Source organism: Pseudomonas sp. JAI115, assembly GCF_014200835.1.
Taxonomy (GTDB): domain Bacteria; phylum Pseudomonadota; class Gammaproteobacteria; order Pseudomonadales; family Pseudomonadaceae; genus Aquipseudomonas; species Aquipseudomonas putida_A.
In genome coordinates this window covers 102065-123021 of sequence record NZ_JACHCY010000011.1, presented here as the reverse complement: position 1 = coordinate 123021, position 20957 = coordinate 102065, and the positions used below count along the sequence as shown (strand labels likewise).

19 protein-coding genes and 1 riboswitch are annotated in these 20957 nt (G+C 61.0%); of the genes, 9 read left to right on the top strand and 10 right to left on the bottom strand.

Going from position 1 to position 20957, the window contains the following annotated elements; all coding sequences use genetic code 11:
* Nucleotides 1-29: 29 nt before the first annotated feature.
* Nucleotides 30-1319, top strand: coding sequence for a cation:dicarboxylate symporter family transporter (locus HDC30_RS21810; RefSeq protein WP_245223408.1), 1290 nt, complete (start codon nt 30-32; stop codon nt 1317-1319).
* A 2-nt stretch (nt 1320-1321) separates the two neighbouring features.
* On the opposite strand, the gene HDC30_RS21805 is transcribed toward HDC30_RS21810, so the two are convergent.
* Nucleotides 1322-2218, bottom strand: a complete 897-nt coding sequence (locus tag HDC30_RS21805; RefSeq protein WP_183784857.1) for a formate/nitrite transporter family protein — start codon at nt 2216-2218, stop codon at nt 1322-1324.
* Between the two features lie 174 nt (nt 2219-2392).
* A complete protein-coding gene (locus tag HDC30_RS21800; RefSeq protein WP_003229043.1) occupies nt 2393-2800 on the bottom strand; it encodes an acyl-CoA thioesterase in 408 nt (135 codons plus the stop codon).
* A 196-nt stretch (nt 2801-2996) separates the two neighbouring features.
* Nucleotides 2997-3095, top strand: a riboswitch (S-adenosyl-L-homocysteine riboswitch).
* A 23-nt stretch (nt 3096-3118) separates the two neighbouring features.
* Here HDC30_RS21800 and ahcY point away from each other — a divergent pair.
* From ahcY to HDC30_RS21780, 4 genes are all read left to right on the top strand, one after another.
* The gene (gene ahcY, locus HDC30_RS21795) at nt 3119-4528 is read left to right on the top strand and encodes an adenosylhomocysteinase (protein ID WP_027610609.1); all 1410 of its coding nucleotides are present in this window, start codon (nt 3119-3121) and stop codon (nt 4526-4528) included.
* Between the two features lie 160 nt (nt 4529-4688).
* Nucleotides 4689-5534 (top strand): methylenetetrahydrofolate reductase [NAD(P)H], encoded by an 846-nt coding sequence (metF, locus tag HDC30_RS21790; protein WP_003229047.1) that lies wholly within the window; start codon nt 4689-4691, stop codon nt 5532-5534.
* Nucleotides 5535-5680: 146 nt separating this feature from the next.
* The gene (locus HDC30_RS21785; RefSeq protein ID WP_123588961.1) at nt 5681-6493 is read left to right on the top strand and encodes an ABC transporter substrate-binding protein; all 813 of its coding nucleotides are present in this window, start codon (nt 5681-5683) and stop codon (nt 6491-6493) included.
* A 221-nt stretch (nt 6494-6714) separates the two neighbouring features.
* On the top strand, nt 6715-8580 hold the full coding sequence (locus HDC30_RS21780; RefSeq protein ID WP_095137511.1) for a DEAD/DEAH box helicase: 1866 nt from the start codon (nt 6715-6717) through the stop codon (nt 8578-8580).
* 251 nt (nt 8581-8831) lie between these two features.
* On the opposite strand, the gene HDC30_RS21775 is transcribed toward HDC30_RS21780, so the two are convergent.
* The 3 genes from HDC30_RS21775 to HDC30_RS21765 all read right to left on the bottom strand — a co-directional run bounded on the left by HDC30_RS21775 (nt 8832) and on the right by HDC30_RS21765 (nt 12066).
* On the bottom strand, nt 8832-9425 hold the full coding sequence (locus HDC30_RS21775) for a YceI family protein (protein ID WP_096795740.1): 594 nt from the start codon (nt 9423-9425) through the stop codon (nt 8832-8834).
* Between the two features lie 31 nt (nt 9426-9456).
* The gene (locus HDC30_RS21770; protein ID WP_096795741.1) at nt 9457-10008 is read right to left on the bottom strand and encodes a cytochrome b; all 552 of its coding nucleotides are present in this window, start codon (nt 10006-10008) and stop codon (nt 9457-9459) included.
* Between the two features lie 276 nt (nt 10009-10284).
* Entirely contained in the window at nt 10285-12066 is a 1782-nt protein-coding gene (locus HDC30_RS21765; protein WP_183784855.1) for a flavin monoamine oxidase family protein, read from the bottom strand.
* A 224-nt stretch (nt 12067-12290) separates the two neighbouring features.
* Here HDC30_RS21765 and HDC30_RS21760 point away from each other — a divergent pair, with 224 nt between their 5' ends.
* Together HDC30_RS21760 and HDC30_RS21755 are read left to right on the top strand one after the other, a co-directional pair.
* The gene (locus HDC30_RS21760) at nt 12291-13697 is read left to right on the top strand and encodes an adenosylmethionine--8-amino-7-oxononanoate transaminase (protein WP_183784853.1); all 1407 of its coding nucleotides are present in this window, start codon (nt 12291-12293) and stop codon (nt 13695-13697) included.
* Between the two features lie 142 nt (nt 13698-13839).
* Nucleotides 13840-14559, top strand: a complete 720-nt coding sequence (locus tag HDC30_RS21755; protein WP_183784851.1) for a 16S rRNA (uracil(1498)-N(3))-methyltransferase — start codon at nt 13840-13842, stop codon at nt 14557-14559.
* A gap of 121 nt (nt 14560-14680) precedes the next feature.
* On the opposite strand, the gene HDC30_RS21750 is transcribed toward HDC30_RS21755, so the two are convergent.
* Together HDC30_RS21750 and HDC30_RS21745 are read right to left on the bottom strand one after the other, a co-directional pair.
* Nucleotides 14681-15583 (bottom strand): transporter substrate-binding domain-containing protein, encoded by a 903-nt coding sequence (locus tag HDC30_RS21750; protein WP_134784859.1) that lies wholly within the window; start codon nt 15581-15583, stop codon nt 14681-14683.
* A 41-nt stretch (nt 15584-15624) separates the two neighbouring features.
* On the bottom strand, nt 15625-16866 hold the full coding sequence (locus HDC30_RS21745) for a D-amino acid dehydrogenase (RefSeq protein WP_183784849.1): 1242 nt from the start codon (nt 16864-16866) through the stop codon (nt 15625-15627).
* A 108-nt stretch (nt 16867-16974) separates the two neighbouring features.
* Between HDC30_RS21745 and HDC30_RS21740 the strand changes: the two genes are divergently transcribed.
* Complete coding sequence (locus tag HDC30_RS21740; protein ID WP_027610598.1) at nt 16975-17892, top strand: LysR family transcriptional regulator; 918 nt, start codon at nt 16975-16977, stop codon at nt 17890-17892.
* A 43-nt stretch (nt 17893-17935) separates the two neighbouring features.
* Here HDC30_RS21740 and trhA read toward each other — a convergent pair whose 3' ends face one another.
* Entirely contained in the window at nt 17936-18553 is a 618-nt protein-coding gene (trhA, locus tag HDC30_RS21735; RefSeq protein ID WP_007964065.1) for a PAQR family membrane homeostasis protein TrhA, read from the bottom strand.
* Between the two features lie 142 nt (nt 18554-18695).
* Between trhA and HDC30_RS21730 the strand changes: the two genes are divergently transcribed.
* Entirely contained in the window at nt 18696-19610 is a 915-nt protein-coding gene (locus tag HDC30_RS21730; protein ID WP_108184070.1) for a LysR substrate-binding domain-containing protein, read from the top strand.
* 110 nt (nt 19611-19720) lie between these two features.
* Here HDC30_RS21730 and madM read toward each other — a convergent pair whose 3' ends face one another.
* The gene (madM, locus tag HDC30_RS21725; protein ID WP_135296751.1) at nt 19721-20485 is read right to left on the bottom strand and encodes a malonate transporter subunit MadM; all 765 of its coding nucleotides are present in this window, start codon (nt 20483-20485) and stop codon (nt 19721-19723) included.
* A gap of 1 nt (nt 20486) precedes the next feature.
* Nucleotides 20487-20903, bottom strand: coding sequence for a malonate transporter subunit MadL (gene madL, locus HDC30_RS21720; protein ID WP_183784847.1), 417 nt, complete (start codon nt 20901-20903; stop codon nt 20487-20489).
* Between the last annotated feature and the right edge of the window lie 54 nt (nt 20904-20957).

Here is a 20957-nt window from a genome sequence, read left to right as displayed (position 1 = left end):
AACAAACACAACAACAAAAGGGGCACATCATGACTACCAGGAAACCCACCAGTCTGGTCACCCGCATCATGCTCGGGCTGGCAGCCGGAATAATCGTCGGCATCCTTCTCAACCAGTTTCCCGAACACAAGATCTGGTTCATCGACAATCTGCTGCAACCGGCCGGTGACCTGTTCATCAGGCTGATGAAAATGATCGTCGTACCGTTGGTCTTTGCGTGCATGGTCGTCGGCATCGCCGGGGCAGGCAGCACCAGGGCATTGGGCCGGGTCGGGATAAAGACGCTGGTTTATTTCTTTACCATCACCAGCATTGCCATCGTCTTCGGACTGATCGTCGGCAATGTTTTCCAGCCCGGCGCCGGCGCGGACTTCAGCAGCACCCTGCAATCACCGGCCATTGGTCTGGCGAATACGGGAGAAACACAGAACCTGGGCCGAACTCTGGTGAACATCGTGCCGGACAACATCGTCCTGGCCATGTCTCAGGGCAAGCTGCTCTCCGTGCTGTTTTTCGCCATCCTGTTCGGCTGTGCCCTATCGATGCTGCCCGAGCCGCAGAAGGCGCCATTGATCGCCGTGATTCAGGCGGTATCGGACACCATGTTCAAGGTCACGCATCTGGTCATGCACTATTCACCCATCGGCATCTTCGGCCTGATCGGGGTCACCGTGGCCAGCTTCGGCCTCAGCGCGTTGCTGCCGCTGGCGAAGCTGATCGGCATCACTTACGTCGCGGTGTTGCTCTTCGCGTTGGGCGTGCTGGGGCTGGTGGCGCGGATGGCCGGCATTCGCTTTTTCCACCTGATTCGGGAAATACGCAGTGAATTGATACTGGCTTACAGCAGTGCTGCGTCGGCCACGGTGATGCCACAACTGATCGAGAAAATGGAGAAGTATGGCGCTCCGCGCCCGATCACTAGCATGGTCATTCCACTGGGTTACTCGTTCAACCTTGATGGCGCCTCGCTGTTCGCGGGACTGGGCACGCTGTTTATCGCCCAGGCGTACGGGATTGATCTGGGTCTGGCGGATCAGGCCATGCTGGTGCTGATCATGGTGTTGACGTCAAAGGGCGCGGCGGGAGTGCCGGGTTTCATGTTCATCATACTCACAGCGACCCTGACCACCGCCGGTTTGCCAGTGGAAGGCGTGGCAATCATCGCCGGCGTCTACCGCTTGATGGACATGCCGGTCACCGCGCTCAACGTGTTGGGCAATGCACTGGCACCGCTGGTCATAGCGCGCTGGGAGGGGCAGCTCAAGGCACCTGAAAGCGAACCGACGACAGAACCGGTCAGCCCGCCGTTCAAGGCCTGAAACTATCGGGGCTTGCTGTCGGATTGATCTTCGCGGGGTTTGCCGGAGTCTGGTTTATCCGTCTTGGGCGCCCCGCTCTCGCTGCGGATCTGCGCATGGCTGATCAGGGCGAAGATGAAACTGCCGCCGATGATGTTCCCCGCCAGCGTGGGCCCGGCAAACACCATCCAGAAATCACTCCACGGCAGCTCGCCGGCAAACACCAGATACGACACTTCCGCCGAACCGACCACGATGTGGGTGAAGTCGCCCAGCGCCATCAGGTAGGTGATGAGGATGATGATCCACATCTTCGCGCTCTCCATGGACGGGATCATCCAGACCATGGTGGCGATCATCCAGCCGGAAACGATGCCCTTGGCAAACATCTGACTGGCGTGGTTTTCCATGACCTTGCGGCCGATTTCAAGGAAGGCGTGATCAGTCTTGCTGTCGAAGATCGGCAGCTCAAGCATCACGTACGCCACCAGAATCGTCCCGCACAAATTGCCGAACAGGACCACGCCCCACAAGCGTATCAGCCGGCCGAAGTTTTTCAGGGTCGGTTTGGTCATCACCGGTAGAACGGCGGTCAGGGTGTTTTCGGTGAACAGCTGCTGGCGGGCGAGAATCACCGCGAGGAAACCGGCGCAGTAGCCGAAACTGGCGATGACCTTGAATTCGTCGCCCTCGGGCAGGCGCGAATTGAGCAGGCCCATGCCCATCAGCGACAGGCCCATGGTCAACCCGGCAGCAAGCGCCGACCACCACAATGCAGCGATGCTGCGCTCCAGTTCCTGATCGCCCTGAGTGCGGATGATTTCATGCAGAACCGCCGCGCGGGGCGGCTGGTTTTTCTCGACTTCGTGTTGTTCGTCGGTCGAGAGGTTTGGGGTCTTGCCGTCTGTCGGGGTGGTCATGGCGTGGGAACCGGGTGGGGGGCTTTTAGCTACGACCCCTGCGGTTCCTGGCTGTTCAGTGACCGGATAAATCTTCGGTGCATGCACAACCGCATTCGCGAGCAGGCTCGCTCCCACAGGTACAACGCATTCCATGTGGGAGCGAGCCTGCTCGCGATGAAGCCACCGCCAATGTCACTTGGTAACGAGCTCATCTTCCTTGAACTGGTCTTTGACGTACTTGATCTCGGTGCGACCGTGCGGCGCCGGCAGGCCGTCTTCGCCGAGGTTGACGAAGACCATCTTCTCGACCGTGAGGATGCTCTTGCGGGTGATCTTGTTGCGAACCTCGCAGGTCAGGGTGATCGAGGTGCGGCCGAACTCGGTGGCGGTGATGCCCAGCTCGATGATGTCGCCCTGGCGCGAGGCGCTGACGAAATTGATCTCGGAAATGTACTTGGTCACCACGCGCTGATTGCCCAACTGGACGATCGCGTAAATCGCCGCCTCTTCGTCGATCCAGCGCAGCAAGCTGCCGCCGAACAGGGTGCCGTTGGGGTTCAGGTCTTCGGGTTTTACCCATTTGCGGGTGTGGAAATTCATGTTCACTCCTGAGCGTTTGCCGAAAGATGGCGCCATCTTGGCAGACCGGGCGGTCAGGCTCCATGAGCCTTCTACTATGGTCGCTATTAGCGATCTTCATCTGGCCGACAGAAACCCTTTGGAAGATCAGTCTAGACGGCTATAATCGCCCCCGTTTCAAAATGGTAACGTTCACCTGCTACCGTTTTCCCGCCACCTGTCCGAGGGGCGCTGCAGCAGGATCAACCTGTCAGGCTCGGATGGGGCGTTGACTGGCCACGGCCGGACACTAAACGCACAACGGCGCCCATTCGCATACATTACGAATGGAGGCTCTTCATGAGCGCTGTTATCACGCCTGCAGATTTTAACGATTACAAAGTTGCCGACATGTCCCTGGCTGCCTGGGGCCGTCGCGAAACCATCATCGCCGAGTCGGAAATGCCGGCCCTGATGGGTCTGCGCCGCAAGTACGCCTCCGAGCAGCCGCTCAAGGGCGCGAAAATCCTCGGCTGCATCCACATGACCATTCAGACTGCCGTGCTGATCGAAACCCTGGTTGCCCTGGGTGCCGAAGTACGCTGGTCGTCCTGCAACATTTTCTCGACTCAGGATCAGGCCGCTGCGTCCATCGCTGCCGCCGGCATCCCGGTTTTCGCCTGGAAAGGCGAGACTGAAGAAGAGTACGAGTGGTGCCTGGAGCAGACCATCCTGAAAGATGGCCAGCCATGGGACGCCAACATGATCCTCGACGACGGCGGCGACCTGACTCAGCTGCTGCACGACAAGTACCCACAGGTGCTGGACCGCGTTCACGGCGTGACCGAAGAAACCACCACCGGCGTTCACCGCCTGCTGGACATGCTGGCAAAGGGCGAGCTGAAGATCCCGGCGATCAACGTCAACGACTCGGTGACCAAGTCCAAGAACGACAACAAGTACGGCTGCCGTCACAGCCTGAACGATGCGATCAAGCGCGGCACCGACCACCTGCTGTCCGGCAAGCAAGCGCTGGTCATCGGTTACGGTGACGTGGGTAAGGGTTCGGCCCAGTCCCTGCGTCAGGAAGGCATGATCGTCAAGGTTTCCGAAGTTGACCCGATCTGCGCCATGCAGGCCTGCATGGACGGTTTCGAACTGGTTTCGCCGTTCATCGACGGCATCAACAACGGCACCGAAGCAAGCATCGACAAAGCGCTGCTGGGCAAGATCGACCTGATCGTGACCACCACCGGTAACGTCAATGTTTGCGACGCGAACATGCTCAAAGCCCTGAAGAAGCGCGCTGTTGTCTGCAACATCGGTCACTTCGACAACGAAATCGACACCGCTTTCATGCGCAAGAACTGGGCGTGGGAAGAAGTGAAGCCACAGGTCCACAAAATCCACCGTACCGGCCCGGGCGCTTTCGACGCGCAGAACGACGACTACCTGATCCTGCTGGCCGAAGGCCGTCTGGTGAACCTGGGCAACGCCACTGGTCACCCGAGCCGCATCATGGACGGTTCGTTCGCCAACCAGGTACTGGCGCAGATCTTCCTGTTCGGCCAGAAGTACGCCGACCTGTCGCCAGCCGAGAAAGCCGAGCGTCTGACCGTTGAAGTACTGCCGAAGAAACTCGACGAAGAAGTGGCCCTGGAAATGGTGCGCGGCTTCGGCGGCGTGGTCACTCAACTGACCAAGCAACAGGCTGACTACATCGGCGTCACCGTCGAAGGCCCGTTCAAGCCGCACGCTTACCGCTACTGATTGACGCGGCGGCCTGCTCTCCCTGTGGGAGCGGGCTTGCTCGCGAAAGCGGTCTGTCATTCAGCATTGATGTTGCCTGACCCGCCGCTTTCGCGAGCAAGCCCGCTCCCACATGGGCGGTGCAAGCCTCACAGGCTTCGTGTTTCCAAGGGTATTTCCCATGTCCCAAGACCGTCGCTACAGCTTCGAGTTCTTCCCGACCAAGACCGATGCTGGGCATGAAAAACTGCTCAACGTTGCCCGTCAGTTGGCAACGTACAACCCCGACTTCTTCTCCTGCACCTATGGCGCTGGTGGTTCGACCCGTGATCGCACCCTCAACACCGTTCTGCAACTGGAAAGCGAAGTCAAAGTACCGGCCGCCCCGCACCTGTCGTGCGTCGGCGACAGCAAGGACGACCTGCGCGGCCTGCTGAACGAGTACAAGGCGGCCGGCATCAAGCGCATCGTTGCGCTGCGCGGTGACCTGCCGTCCGGCATGGGCATGACCAGCGGCGAGCTGCGTCACGCCAACGAACTGGTTGAATTCATTCGTGAAGAAACCGGTGATCATTTCCACATCGAAGTTGCCGCTTACCCGGAGATGCATCCGCAAGCGCGCAATTACGAAGACGATCTCGCCAACTTCGTGCGCAAGGCCCGCGCCGGCGCCGACAGCGCGATCACCCAGTACTTCTTCAACGCCGACAGCTACTTCTACTTCGTCGACCGTTTGCAGGCGCTGGGCGTGGATATTCCAGTCGTGCCGGGGATCATGCCGATCACCAACTACAGCAAGCTGGCGCGGTTCTCCGATGCCTGCGGTGCGGAAATTCCGCGCTGGATCCGCAAGCAACTGGAAGCCTACGGCGATGACAGCCAGAGCATTCAGCGCTTCGGCGAGCAAGTTGTCAGCGAAATGTGCGAACGCCTGCTGCAAGGTGGCGCACCAGGGCTGCACTTCTATTCCATGAACCAGGCTGAGCCTAGTCTGGCGATCTGGAATAACCTGAAGCTGCCACGTTAAGCACTAAAAGAAAGATCAAAAGATCGCAGCCTTCGGCAGCTCCTACAGGGGTGTCGTTGCTGCGATTTTTTGCTTTTGAATCCCCGAATTAGAGCTTGTGCAGGCACTTTCTGGCTCTTTCGCGTTTCTCGTCGTAATCTCAAGCCATGCCTTTTTTCGCGCAGTTACTCACCGTGCTGGTTTTTGCTTGCCTGAGCTTTGCCGCTCGGGGCGAGAAGCTGCGTATTGTCACCGAGCCGTGGGCGCCTTACGTCTACGAAGAGGATGGCAAGAACCTCGGGCTGGATTACGAAACCACCGCCATCGTGTTCAAGCGTCTGGGAATCGAAGTCGAGTGGCAGTTCCTGCCGTGGAAGCGCTGCCTGTCGATGCTCGAGACCGGCCAGGCCGACGGCGCACTGGACATCTTTCACAGCGACGAGCGCGACGCCACCCTGCTCTACCCCATCGAACCGCTGTCGGACGTCGAGTTCGTGATGTTCTACGCCAACGACCGTCCCCATCCGTTCCGCCAGCTCGAAGACCTCAAAGGCCTGACCATCGGCACTTCGCCGGGCTATCTGTACAGCCCGGATTTCAGTCAGTCGACACTGTTTACCCGTGAACCGGCACCGACCCACGAAGCCAACTTCGGCAAACTGCTGCGCGGACGCATCGACTTGCTGATCACCGATCGCCGCGTGGGTCAGCATTTGCTCGATCAACTGAATATTCGCGATCAAATCACCGAAAACCCCACGGTCATCAGCCGTCAGAGCCAATATCTGGCTGTTCGACGCAATGCCGGGATGGATCTGCTGGTGGCGCGTTTCGGCGCCGAGCTCAAGCGTTTCAAGCGCGAACCGGCCTACGCCGAGCTCAGCGCACGTTACGGCGCAGCACCGGTCGATGCCGTGCCGCTGGGCAATGCTTCGGCCAGCCGCAAAACCGTTGAGCAGCAGGAAAGCAGCGCGCAGTGATTGCTCTGTTATACTCCGGCGTTCCCGCCAGGCTCACGCCCGGACGCCCGGAACCGTAACAGGCCTCTCGACCCGCTACAGCGCAGCTTTCAGCCCGCGCGAGCGCTCCTGACGTGCCTTCGGAACCGCAGCAGGACCGGACGGGATCGCGTCCTCTTAAACGCGATTCGCGCCAGGCAAGACTCCCATTGGGCCAAGCCCTAACTAAAACAGGATTACTCATGTCCTTTGCTTCCCTCGGTCTCTCCGAGGCTTTAGTCCGTGCCATCGAAGATGCGGGCTATACCGAGCCTACTCCGGTGCAACAGCGGGCCATTCCCGCCGTGTTGCAAGGTCGCGACCTGATGGTTGCGGCACAGACAGGTACCGGTAAAACCGGCGGTTTCGCCCTTCCGATCCTGGAGCGGTTGTTCCCCAACGGTCACCCGGACAAATCCCAGCGTCATGGCCCGCGCCAACCGCGCGTACTGGTCCTGACCCCGACCCGCGAACTCGCGGCCCAGGTACACGAGAGCTTCAAGATCTACGCCCGTGACCTGAAATTCGTCAGCGCCTGCATCTTCGGTGGCGTCGGCATGAACCCGCAAGTCCAGGCCATGTCCCGTGGCGTTGACGTCCTCGTCGCGTGCCCGGGTCGTCTGCTCGACCTCGCCGGCCAGGGCAGTGTCGATCTGTCCCACGTCGAAATCCTCGTGCTCGACGAAGCCGACCGCATGCTCGACATGGGCTTCGTTCACGACGTGAAGAAAGTCCTCGCGCGTCTGCCGGCCAAGCGTCAGAACCTGCTGTTCTCGGCGACGTTCTCCAAAGACATCACCGATCTTGCCGGCAAGCTGCTGCACAACCCGGAACGCATCGAAGTCACACCGCCGAACACCACGGTCGAGCGCATCGAGCAACGCGTGTTCCGTCTGCCGGCCAGCCACAAGCGTGCCCTGCTGGCGCACCTGATCACCGCCGGTGCCTGGGAACAGGTACTGGTGTTCACCCGCACCAAGCACGGCGCCAACCGTCTGGCCGAGTACCTGGACAAACACGGCCTGCCGGCTGTGGCGATCCACGGTAACAAGAGCCAAAACGCCCGCACCAAAGCCCTGGCCGACTTCAAGGCCGGTGAAGTGCGCATCCTGGTCGCGACCGACATCGCCGCGCGCGGTCTGGACATCGACCAGTTGCCACACGTGGTCAACTTCGAGCTGCCAAACGTCGATGAAGACTACGTGCACCGTATCGGCCGTACTGGCCGCGCCGGGCGTTCGGGCGAAGCGATCTCGCTGGTGGCCCCGGACGAAGAAAAACTGCTGAAAAGCATCGAACGCATGACCAAGCAGAAAATCGCCGACGGCGACCTGATGGGCTTCGATTCGAGCACTATTGAAGCCGAGAAGCCGGAAGCCCGTGAGCGTCCGGACATGCGCAACCCGCGCAACTCCCGTGGCCCGCGTGGCGACGGTCCGAATGGCGGCGGTGGTGGCGGCGGTCGCAAGGACAAAGGCAAAGACAAGGGCAAGGAAAAACCCGCCGGCGAACGCGGCGAGCGCCCTGCCCGTCAGCAGAAACCACGTGAAGGCACCCCGGCCCGCGAACAGCGTCCGAGCCAGCCACCACGCGCTGCGGCTGATCGTGCACCGGACGAGTTCCTCGACGACGATATCGATAACTTCGGTAACCGCGTTGATTACGTGCCAAAAGCTGCTCCTGCCGGTGGCCGTGGTCGCCGTCCAGGCGCGCCAGCTCAGGGCGCAGGTGCAGGCGCTCCACGCGGCGGTCAGTCGCAAGGTCGCCAGAACGGCCCGCGTAACAGCAACGGTTCGAGCACCGGCACCCCACCGGGCAAACGCAACGGCCCGCGCAACGGTGCTCCGCGTGATGGCCAGGGCCGTCGTGACGAGTCCTCGCGCAACCGCCGCCCGGCTCGCGATGATCAGCAACGCGCCGAACCGGCCGTGCAGAACCCGCGCAGCACCGGGCCTAAGATCATGCACAAGGAGTCCAAGGCAGACCGCTTCCCGACACCTGAGCAGCTCGATCAACTGCCGACCCGTCCGCGCGGTGAAAAACCAGCCTTGCTGACCCGCAATCGCTGAGTTATCGCGGCAATGAAAAATGCCCCGGTTCGAAAGAGCCGGGGCATTTTTCATTGCCGTCACGAATATCCCTGAATCACTGCATATCCCCTGTGGGAGCGAGCCTGCTCGCGAAGGCGGCGGATCAGTCAGCAATGATGTTGACTGAATGACCGCTTTCGCGAGCAGGCTCGCTTCCACAAGGGGCGTGGCAGGCAATAAAAAACGCCCCCGGCCTTACGACCGGGGGCGTTTTTGTATGGCGGCGAAAATTACTTCGCTTTCACACCTTCGAACGAGATGTACAGGTCGACCTTGTCGGACTGTGGACCCAGATCCATCATCTTGCCGAAATCAGAGCGCTTGATGCTGGTGGTGCCTTCAAAGCCGGCACGGTAGCCGCCCCATGGATCCTTGCCTTCGCCAAGGAACACAGCCTTGACCACGATTGGCTTGGTCACGCCGTGCAGGGTCAGGTCGCCGGTCACGTCGGCAGTGTCTTTGCCATCGGCGTTCTTGCCGGTGGATTTGACGCTGGTGGAGACGAACTTGGCGTCAGCGTATTTGCCCACATCCAGGAAGTCTTTGCTGGAGATGTGCTTGTCGCGCTCGGCGTGGTTGGTGAACACGCTGGCGGTTTTCACGTTGAATTCGATTTTGCTGTCTTCAGGCTTGGCGGCGTCAAAGCTGAACTTGCCGTCGATGTCCTTGAAGGTACCGGTGATGTAGCTGTAGCCCAGGTGGCTGATCTTGAAGTCGACGAAAGCGTGCTGGCCTTCCTTGTCGACGGTGTAATCAGCAGCCATCACGTTCGCGGACAGTACGGCCGAACCGATTGCCAGAGCGGCCAGAGTCTTTTTCAACATGCTTTCTTTTCCTTTGAGTCGAGGTTGAATTTCAGGCTTTGCGACCGAGCATTCGAGTGAGGGTCGCATCACGATCGATAAAGTGGTGCTTCAATGCTGCCAACGCATGGAGACCGGAAAAAATTACCAGCGCCCATGCCAGCCAGAGATGAATCACCCCAGCGGTGTCTGCCTGATCCGGTAGCCCGGAAACCAGTGCAGGAACTTCAAACAGGCCAAACACCGGGATACCGACACCGTCTGCGGTGGAAATCAGGTAACCGGCAAGCATCACAGCGAACAGCCCAAGGTACAGAAACCCATGGCCGAACTTGGCGCCGATGCGGGTCATGCGGCTGTAGCTTTGCAGCGTCGGTGGCGGTGGGCTGATAAAGCGCCACAACACCCGCAACACCATCACACCCAGCAGCACCAGACCGATGCTCTTGTGCAGATCCGGCGCGTCTTTGCGCCAGCTGCTGTAGTAATCCAGCCCCACCATCCACAGACCCAGCGCGAACAGCCCGAAGACCGCCAGCGCCACGCCCCAGTGCATGAAGATGCTGACCCAACCATAGCGTGAAGCAGAGTTACGTAGCTGCATTGCCCAAATCCTGTGAGAACTGCGAACCAAGACTAGCGAGTTATCTATCGAATTAAAGCGGAAAATTTTGCTTTGAAATATCGAGAAATACGATCAAGAGTCTGTAAGTGGCTTGTTAAGGAAAGATTAAGCGGGAAAAGTGTGGCGGGATGTTGTTGCCAGACAATGGAATTGCGTTGTCTGAGCGAGCCCTTCGCGAGCCTGCTCGCGAAAGCGATCTGACAGGCAAAAAAAAGCGCGGCATAAACGCCGCGCTTTTTTCATTCACCGCAAGGCTTACTGCGCCTTGGTATCGGTCGTTGCCGCCGGAGCTGCTGCGGGCTTGGTCGCAGGTTTCGCCGCTGGCTTCTTCGCCGGCTCAGCCTTCTTCGCTGCAGGTTTCTTCGCGTCGGTTTTCGCTGCAGGCTTCTTCGCTGCAGGCTTGGCCGCCGCTTTCTTCGCCGGTTCAGCCTTCACCGGGGTCGCTGGTTTCGGCGCTTCCACCGGAGCTGGCGCAGGTGCCGGAGCCGGTGCAGGCGCTGGAGTGACCGGTGCTGGAGCCGGCTCAGGCGCCTTCACAGGTTCTGGCTTCTTCTCGTCATCCGAACCGCCAAACAGGTTGCTGAAGAAGTTGCCCTTCTTCGCCGCCACGGCACCCGCCGCGCCTGCCGCTGCTGCGGCCGGAACCACTTTGACCGGTTCAAACGACTTGCCGGCAGCCAGGTCTTCAACCTGACTGGCCGCACGCTGACCGGTGCGCAGCGCGCCTTCCAGAGTGCCCGGGTACAGGGTGTCGGTGTGTTCGCCGGCAAACGCTACGCGTTGCAGTGGGCGCTCCCACATGCGCCAGAACTTGCTGATCTGGCCCGGGCCGTAAGCCAGGTAGGCGCCGCCCATCGACGGGTCGGTGCTGTAGCGACGGATTTCATAACCGGTGAACGAGCCACGGGCCTGTGGATAAAACGCGTGCAGACGGATTAGCACCTGATCGACCATCTGCTTGTCGCCGAACGCTTGCATCACGCGGGCATTGTCGCCGGACAGGTTGATCACCACGTTGGCGCCACCTTTCAGCGCCGGCTCGATCCAGAGCATGCCGAGGCCGGCGTTACTGTAGATCTCACCGGACATGCGCGCCTTGCTTTCCCACACAGGCGTCTTGAACTTCAACATGATCTGGTCGCGCCAGCCGTAGTTGGTGCCCTTGATCGCGGCCAGGTGCTGAGCGTCCAGTGCCGGGGTCAGCGCAATCTTGTTCAGCGCGCGCAGCGGCACGGCCAGCACCACGTAGTCAGCCTGATAGCCAACACTGCCGACCTTGACGGTCACGCCGTCCTTGTCCTGAGTGATCGCGGAAACCGGCGAGTTGGTCTTGATGGTCTTGATCTGCTTGACGAACGCCTGGGCCAGCACCTGGCTGCCGCCGACCAGACGCGAGGCGCGCAGGTCGCGGTCAGAGACGCCACGGTAGACGCGGTTCTGCTGAGCGAAATACAACAGCGACAGACGCGAAGGCTCGTCGTAGTGGGTGCGGATGTCCTGGTTGATCAGCTGACGCGCGGTGGCCGGCAGGTTCTGCTTGTCGAGCCAGCTCGAGACGTTGATCTGGTCCAGTGCATGCAGGGTATTGGTCGCGGCCGGGTTCTGCGGGTCGTCGATCGAGCGCGCCAGATCGTCGAGGGTTTTCTGGTAGCGCTTCAGGGCATCGGCGGTGGCCGGCTGCTTGGTCGCCAGATCGGCAGCGGAGAAATATTCACCGTCGATCAGATAACCCGGTGTACGCACGAATTCAGGGGCTGGCGTGGTGCTCAGCTTGAAGGTCGAGACGTATTTGTTCAGCACCGGCTGGGTCTTGTCGTTGCCGATCCACTCGCTGGTGGCCATGCCCGAGCGACCGCCCAGGCTCGGCTTGGCTTCGAGCAGCGTGACCTGCCAGCCCTTGTTCTGCAGCTCGTAAGCCGCGGTCAGGCCCGACAGGCCGCCGCCGATCACGATTGCGGTTTTATCCTTGGCCAGCGCCGTAACGCTGAACAGCCCCAACATCACCAGCGCACAGGCGCGCAGCCAACCGACAGACATTCAGCGAACTCCGGAAATACACGTAGGAAAAAAGCAGTTTTGCGGGTCAGACGACCCAAAGAACCGCGAAGAATACGTCAGCCATCAAAACGCCGCCAGCGACGTCTATCGGCCCATACAAAGTAGCTCAATCGACGCAATGGGTTGTCCCGGCGCGATGCATTGCATAGGCTTGCGCGATTGTTTGCCCGCGCCTGACGCGAGCCGCCTCGAGGAGACTGTAAATGGGCCTGAATAACCAGTGGATGCAACGCGACCTCGCGGTGCTGTGGCATCCCTGCACCCAGATGAAAGACCACGAACAGCTGCCGCTGATCCCGATCAAGCGCGGTGAAGGCGTCTGGCTCGAAGACTTCGAAGGCAAGCGCTACCTCGACGCCGTCAGCTCCTGGTGGGTCAACGTGTTCGGCCACGCCAACCCGCGCATCAACCAGCGCATCAAAGATCAGGTCGATCAGCTGGAGCACGTGATCCTCGCCGGTTTCAGCCATCAACCGGTGATCGAACTGTCCGAGCGTCTGGTGAAGATGACCCCGGAAGGCCTGAATCGGGTGTTCTACGCCGATAACGGTTCGTCCTGCATCGAAGTCGCGCTGAAAATGAGCTTTCACTACTGGCTCAACCGCGGCCAGCCGAACAAGAAACGCTTCGTCACCCTGACCAACAGCTACCACGGCGAAACCATGGCAGCGATGGCGGTCGGCGACGTGCCGCTGTTCACCGAGACCTACAAAGCGCTGCTGATGGACACCATCAAGGTGCCCAGCCCCGATTGCTACCTGCGCCCCGAAGGCATGAGCTGGGAAGAGCATTCGCGCAACCTGTTCGCCGCCATGGAACAGACCTTGGCAGAACATCATGACAGCGTGGCGGCAGTCATCGTCGAGCCGTTGATTCAGGGCGCCGGCGGCATGCGCATGTATCACCCGGTGTACCTCAAGCTGCTGCGCGAAGCCTGCGACCGCTACGGCGTGCACCTGATCCACGACGAAATCGCCGTCGGCTTCGGCCGCACCGGCACCATGTTCGCCTGTGAGCAGGCCGGTATCCGCCCGGACTTCCTCTGCCTGTCCAAGGCCCTGACCGGCGGCTACCTGCCACTGGCGGCGTGCCTGACCACCGACGAGGTCTACAGCGCGTTCTACGACGACTACCCGACCCTGCGCGCCTTCCTCCATTCGCACAGCTACACCGGCAACCCGCTGGCCTGTGCGGCGGCGCTGGCGACCCTGGATATCTTCGAGCAGGACAACGTCATCGAGAACAACCAGGCACTGGCCCGGCGCATGGCCTCGGCCACTGCGCATCTGGTCGATCACCCGAATGTCAGCGAAGTGCGGCAGACCGGCATGGTGCTGGCGATCGAAATGGTCAAGGATAAAGCCAGCAAAGAGGCCTACCCTTGGCAGGAACGTCGCGGTTTGAAGGTGTTCCAGCATGCGCTGGAGCGTGGCGCGTTGCTGCGCCCGCTGGGCAGCGTGGTGTATTTCCTGCCGCCGTACGTGATTACCCCGGAGCAGATCGACTTCCTCGCCGAAGTCGCCAGCGAAGGCATCGACATCGCCACCCGGGACAGCGTCAGCGTCGCGGTGCCGAAGGATTTCCACCCGGGGTTCCGCGATCCGGGCTGATTGAAAATTTGTGGCGCCTGAACTGCCGCTTTCGCGAGCAGGCTCGCTCCCACCCTGGAATGCATTTCCCTGTGGGAGCGAGCCTGCTCGCGAATGAAGTCGACACCGATCCAACTGATTCATATCTTTCCAGAGACCCGAAATGAGACTGTCCCGCTTCTTTATCGACGCCCCCCTGAGCACCGGCGAACACGAGCTGCCGGAAGCCCAGGCGCATTACATCAGCCGCGTGCTGCGCATGGCCGAGGGCGATGCGGTGCAGTTGTTCGACGGTTCCGGCCATGAGTTTCGCGGCTCGCTGGTGGAAGTCGGCAAGAAACGCGTCGTCGTGCAGATCGACGAGCAGTTAGCCGGGCAGATTGAATCGCCGCTGCAGATCCACCTCGGCCAGGGCCTGTCGCGTGGCGAACGCATGGACTGGGCGATCCAGAAAGCCACCGAGCTGGGCGTGACGGAAATCACCCCGATCTTCAGCGACCGCTGCGAAGTGCGCCTGAAGGACGAACGCGCCGACAAACGCCTGCTGCACTGGCGCCAGGTGGCGATCAGCGCCTGTGAGCAGTGCGGTCGCTCGCGGGTGCCGGTGATTCATCCGCCGGTGCTGCTGGCCGATTGGCTGAAGCAAACCGAAGCCGAACTGAAACTGGTGCTGCACCCGGTGGCCGAGCCATTGGTCAGCCATGCCAAGCCTGCGACACTGGCGTTCCTGATCGGCCCCGAAGGCGGCTTGTCCGACGCCGAAGTCGAGCAAGCCAAGGCCAACGGCTTCCACGCCGCCCGCCTCGGCCCACGTGTGCTGCGTACCGAGACTGCGCCGGTGGTTGCACTGGCGGTGGCTCAGCAGCTTTGGGGTGACTTCTAGGGCCTCTTCGCGAGCAAGCCCGCTCCCACATTGGATTTCAAGTGAGCACAAATTTTGTGCACACCCGAGAACTATTGTGGGAGCGGGCTTGCTCGCGAAGAGCTTCCCCTCGGTCTGACTGTCACTCCACCGGATCACTGACTGGCCTGGCAATGATCGCCTTCAACTCGCTGGTCATCGGAAACTCCAGGTTCAAGCCTTTCGGCGGGATCGGCTGTTCGAACCACTTACGGTAAATCCCGTTGATCTCCCCCGAGCTGTACAGATCGGCCAGCGCGTCGTTCACCAGCGCGAGGAATTGCGGATCATCCTTGCGCACCATGCAGCTGTAGATTTCCCGCGATTGTTCCTCCCCCACCACGACCCAGTTGTGCGGGTCCCGCGCCTTGGCCCGCTCGCCGTAGAGCAATGCGTCGTCCATGTAGAAGGCCGCTGCCCGTCCCGACTGCAGCATCTGGAACGCCTCGCCGTGATCCTTGGCGCTGATCACGAACATGTTCAGTTTGTGGTCGAGGTTGTAGCTCTTCAGATAGCGCTCGTTGGTGGTGCCGGCGGTGGTCACCACGTTCTTGCCGCGCAGGTCATCGAAGCTGTGGATGCCGCTGTCCTTTGCGGTCAGCAACTGCCCTTTGACATAGATGAAACCGTAGGAGAACGCGACCTGTTTCTGCCGCTCGGCCGTCACCCCGGTGGAGCCGCACTCAAGATCAACCGTGCCGTTCTGCACCAGCGGAATCCGCGTCTGCGACGTCACCAGGTTGTACTTCACCTTCAGCTCCGGCAACGCCAGTTGCTGTTTGATCCGCTCGACAATCTTGCCCGCCAGCTCCACCGAATACCCCATCGGCTGCCCGGTGTGATCGCCCACATACGAGAACGGCACCGACGCATCGCGATAGCCCAGGGTGATGCTGTTGGCGCTGGCGATCTTGCCAAGCGCGCCGGTCAGCGGCACTTCATTGGCCTGCGCCTGGGCGCCGATGAACAGCGCCAGTGTGCAGCCGAGCAACGTGATTTTTTGCATTGTTATTCTCCGTTGTGGTTGGGGTGTTTTAGCAGAATCCGTCACGCCGCACGGGGATTGAAGCCGTGCAGATCAATGGATGTACGCCGCTGTCCGATCAGTTCGCTGAGCAACTGCCCGCTGCCGCAGGCCAGGGTGAAACCGAGCGCGCCGTGGCCGAGGTTGAGCCACAGATTGCGATACGCCGTGGCGCCCAGCAGCGGTACGCCGGTTGGGGTGGCCGGGCGCATGCCCGCCCACTCCACAGCCGCGTCGTAATTGCCGGCATCGGGAAGTGTGTCGCAGGCCTGGCGCTTGATCAGTGCCAACCGCTCGGGATCTACCGCCGGGTCGAAACCGACGATGTCGACCATCGCCGCCACGCGTAACTGTTCGCCGATGCGCGCGTAGACGATCTTGCGGTCGTAGTCGGTGATGCTCACGTCCGGCGCCCGATGCCCGTTGCCGATCGGCACGGTCAGGCTGTAACCCTTCAGCGGATACAGCGGCACGTGCAGGCCGGGCAGCGCCAGCAAAGAGCTTCGGTGCCCGGCGGCGATCACCAGTTGGTCGACCGGCAGGGTTTCGTCGCCAAGCTCAATGGCGGTGACGGCGCCGTGGCTGTGACGAATGCCGGTGACTGCCTGACCGAGACGAAACTCGCAGCGGCCCGACGCCTTCAATCGCACCGCCAACTGCTGGCAAAAGGCGTGACAGTCGCCGACTTCTTCATCCGGCGTGTAGATCGCTCCCACAAATGGCGCCTTGGTCAAGGCCGGTTCCAGTTGCGCACATTCGGTGGCGGACAACACCTGTTGTTGCTGCGGATCGGCCAGGCCCTTGCGCGCATGGTCGAAGCTGGCGGCATTGCGGAAGGTCACCAGTTTGCCGTTGCGCCGCCAGTTGAAACCGGTGAGTCCGTCATCCTCGCGCCAGCGTTTCAGCGTGCTCTGGCTGAACAGCGCCAGACGCAACAGATGCGCCGCGTTTTCGCGGTTGACCGAGGTTCGGCAGGCGGCGAGAAACGACGCCATCCAGCGCCATTGCGCCGGGTCCAGACGCGGGCGCAGCTTGAGCGGTGAGTCGCCGCGCAGCATCCAGCCGATCGCCTGCAACGGCACGCCGGCATCGGCCAGCGGCGCCACATAGCGGTAGGACAACTGGCCGCCGTTGGCGAAGCTGGTTTCGCTGCCCAGCGACTGCCGCGCCTCGACCACTGTCACCTCGAAACCGTCGCGCACCAGCGCATAGGCCGTTGCCAACCCGATCACGCCGCCGCCGATGATGCACACACGCTGAGCCATGTCCGTCCCTATTTCTATGTGAAGACGAGGCTGAGGTTAGGGTGAGGTGACAGGCGCCGAACAATGAATAAAGATGCCAGACCTATAAACAAAGGTTATGGACTCGCCATGCGCCTTCGCCACATCGAGATTTTCCAGGCCATCCGCCAGACCGGCTCGGTCAGCGCCGCTGCGCAATTGCTGCACGTCTCGCAACCAGCGGTGACCAAAGTGCTGCAGCACGCCGAGCAGCAGTTGGGCTTTCCGTTGTTTCTGCGGGTGCGCGGTAAATTGCAGGCGACCCCGGAAGCGCTGGAGCTGGAGCGCGAAGTCGACAAGGTCACGGAAAGTCTGCAGGGCGTGCGGCGCCTGGCACAGAGCCTGCGCCGCGAACCCGGCCACAGCCTGCGGATCGGCGCGACGCCTGCGCTGGCCCTGTCGTTGCTGCCACCGGCGATCCGGCAATGGACGGCGCAATTCCCGGACATCGCCTGCGAACTGTCCAGTGCCCACAGCCGCGAGTTGATGCAGAACCTGCTGATGCGCGAAGTGGACGTGGCCCTGACGTTGCAGTTGCCGGATCACCCGGGGCTGAAAGCGCAGCCGCTGGCGGCGGGGGTGCTGGTGGCGTTGGCGCCAAAGGACTTCTGGCCGCCGGCAGACGTCGGCAAACCGCTGCCACTGATGGCGCTTGCGGATGTGCCGCTGATTGGTTTATCCAGCGCCGATCCATTGGCGGCAAGGCTCGACAGCTATCTGGAAGCGGTGGAGCCACCGCCACGGGTGCGGATTGCCGTGCAGACCTATTCGCTGGCACGGGCGATGGTCGAGTCCGGCGCCGGCGTCGCGGTGATCGATCCGTTCACCGCACTGGGCGCCTCTGTGGCAACCACCACCCTCCGCCCCCTCGCCCCGCCACTGCCGATCACTTTGTACGCCGTGACCCGCGCCAGCGAGCCACCACCGCATACGCTCAACGATCTGCTGCAGATTTTCAGTCAGCGAGCTGAACAACAACTCAATAACCTGCACTCGGCACAAGTCTGATGTGGGAACACAATCTAATGTGGGAGATTGGGGACAATTTCAGTTAGAGGACATAAAACAGAATCGCCACAAAGTGCAGCAGACTCCCGGCGATCACGAACAGATGCCAGATCCCGTGCGCATGCCGTAACCGGTGATCCAGGGCAAAAAAGATAATGCCCACGGTGTACAACACCCCGCCCGACGCCAGCCAGGCAAACCCTGCCGTGCCCAACGCCGCAATCAACGGTTTGACCGCCACCAGCACGATCCAACCCATCACCGCATAGATCACGATCGACAGGATTCGCGCTTCGGAGCGTGGTTTGATCTCCTGCAGGATGCCGATCAGCGCCAGCCCCCAGACAATCCCGAACAACGTCCAGCCCCACGGCCCGCGCAGCGTCACCAGACAGAACGGCGTGTAGCTGCCGGCGATCAGCAGGTAGATCGAAAAGTGATCGACCTTCTTCATGATCGCTTTCTTGCGCCCGCGCACGCTGTGGTACACGGTCGAGGCGCTGTAGAGCACCAGCAAGGTAAAGGCGTAGATCGCCACGCTGACAATTTTCCACGGACTGCCGTCGAGGCTGGCAATCACCAGCATCCACACGCCGCCGATAAATGCGGCCACTGCCCCGACCAGATGCGTCCAGGCGTTGAGTTTTTCCCCGTGATACATGTGTCGCTCACCTCAAGATTCGTTACCGCAACGCGCAAGGCTCGGGCCTTGAGCGTAAAAGCGCAATGTTTCTGTTCAACACCAGCCTGCGCACGCCACGGTAATTGGGCACAATCGGTCGATACCAAAAAGAGTCCGCGCCATGCTGATCGACGAAGAATTGACCCTGAAAAAACTCGAGGTGTTCCTCGCCTTCATGCGCACCGGCAACCTGGCGCGCGCCGCTGTCGAGTTGCAGACCAGCAATGTCAGCGTGCACCGGGCAATCCATTCGCTGGAAAGCGCCCTGCGCTGCCCGCTGTTCAAGCACGAAGGGCGCAACCTGACGCCACTGGAAAGCGCCTACGTGCTCGAAGAACGCGCGCAGAAGCTGATTCAGGACGTGGTCGAAAGCGTGCGCCTGACCCGCGAGGCCGCCGGATTCTCCGCTGAACGCTTCAAACTTGGCTCGCTGTATTCGCTGACAGTGAAAACCGTACCGCAACTGATCATGGGCCTGAAGATCCGTCGCAGCGAACTCAACATCGACCTGATCCTCGGCTCGAATATCGACCTGCTCTACAAGCTGAAGAACATGGAAGTCGACGCGATTCTGGTGTCGCTGGACGACACGGTCAGCGACCCGGACTGCGAGCAGATCCCGCTGTTTTCCGACGACATTTTCCTCGCCACGCCGGCAGACTCAAGATTCGCCCAGCGTCAGGAAGTTGATCTCGCGGAAGTGCGCGATGAAACCTTTATCACCCTGACCCAAGGCTTCGCCACCCATCAGGACGGCATTCGGGTGTTCAAGCAGGCGGGGTTCGAGCCGAAGGTGGCGATGCAGGTCAACGACATCTTCACCCTGCTGAGCATGGTCAGCTCGGGGGTGGGTTATGCGTTGCTGCCGGGAAGGATTGCGGCGGTGTACGAGAACCGGGTGAAGCTGATTCCGTTGCAGGAGAAGTACCGCTTGCAGCAGCACATTGGCGTGGTGTTTTTGAAGGCCAAGGAGCGTGATCCGAATTTGCTGGCGTTGCTGGCGGAGTGTCGGATGTATGCCAATCGCCAGGCTTGAGGCCGAGTCGCGCCCTTCGCGAGCAGGCTCGCTCCCACATTGGAATGCATTTCCCTGTGGGAGCGAGCCTGCTCGCGAAAGCGTCAGCCCAGGCAACTGAAATTCCGTATCTAGCCAACAATCCCGCGAACAATGAAGAACAACAGCGAAGGCCCCAGCAAGCACCCAAGCCCGGTGTGAAACGTCGCCGTCAACGCCCCATAAGGCACCAACCGCCGATCCGTCGCCGCCAGCCCCGCCGTCACCCCGCTCACCGTCCCGGCCAGACCACCAAACACCATCGCCGAGCGCGGGTTATCCAGGCCCATCCAGCGCGCCGCGACCGGCGTGCCGACCATCACCAGAATCGCCTTGATCAACCCGGTAGCAATCGACAGCGCCATCACATCCGAAGTCGCGCCAATCGCTGCGCCAGTCACTGGGCCGACGATGTAGGTCACCGCGCCCGCGCCGATGGTGGTCATGCTTACCGCATCGCGATAGCCGAAGGCCCAAGCCATACACGCGCCGACAATGAACGGCAGGATCGTACCGAGCAACAGCGCGATCACGCCAATCAACCCGGCCTTCTTCGCCTCGGTCGCCTGCACTTCGAACGCCGTGGCGACGATCGCGAAATCCCGCAGCATCGCACCGCCCATCAGGCCGATGCCGGAGAACAGCGTCAGATCCGCCAGGCCTTTCTGGCCACCGGTCAGGGTGCCGCCGACCCAGGCCAGCACCAGACCGATGACGATGGCAATCGCCGAGCCGTGAATGCGTCCGAAGGTCAGGCGTTTCGAGAGAATCACCGAGACCCACATGATCACGCCGACGAAGGCGAAGGCAGTGACCAGACCGTTGTGTTCCAGACCGTTTTCAATGAGTGCCCACATGTCAGCTACCTCCTACCGGGGTGCCGACCGGGGTGACTTCCACCGGTTCGTCAGGCAATGGTTCACCCTTATGAGTGCGGCTGATCAGAGCAATGGTGCAACCACACACCACCACCGAACCGATTGCCGCCAGCACCGCCACCGGGCCGCCGTGCAGGGCGGTGACGACGTTCTGTTGCGCGGCCATCGCCACCACCACCGGAATGTACATTGCGCCCCAGAAGCCGACGCCCATCTCGCAATCCTTGGTCATGCCGCCGCGTTTCTGCATCCACAACCGCGCGCAGATCAACAGGATCATGGCGATGCCGACCCCGCCGACGTTGGATTTGACGCCCAGCAACACGCCGAGCATGTCGCCCATGATCACCCCTGCTAGCGTACAGATCGCCAACAGCGCCACACCGTAAATAATCATTGTTGTAGTCCTCAAAGTGCATCGTCGAATGTTGTTTTTGTTGTTCGAAGCCTG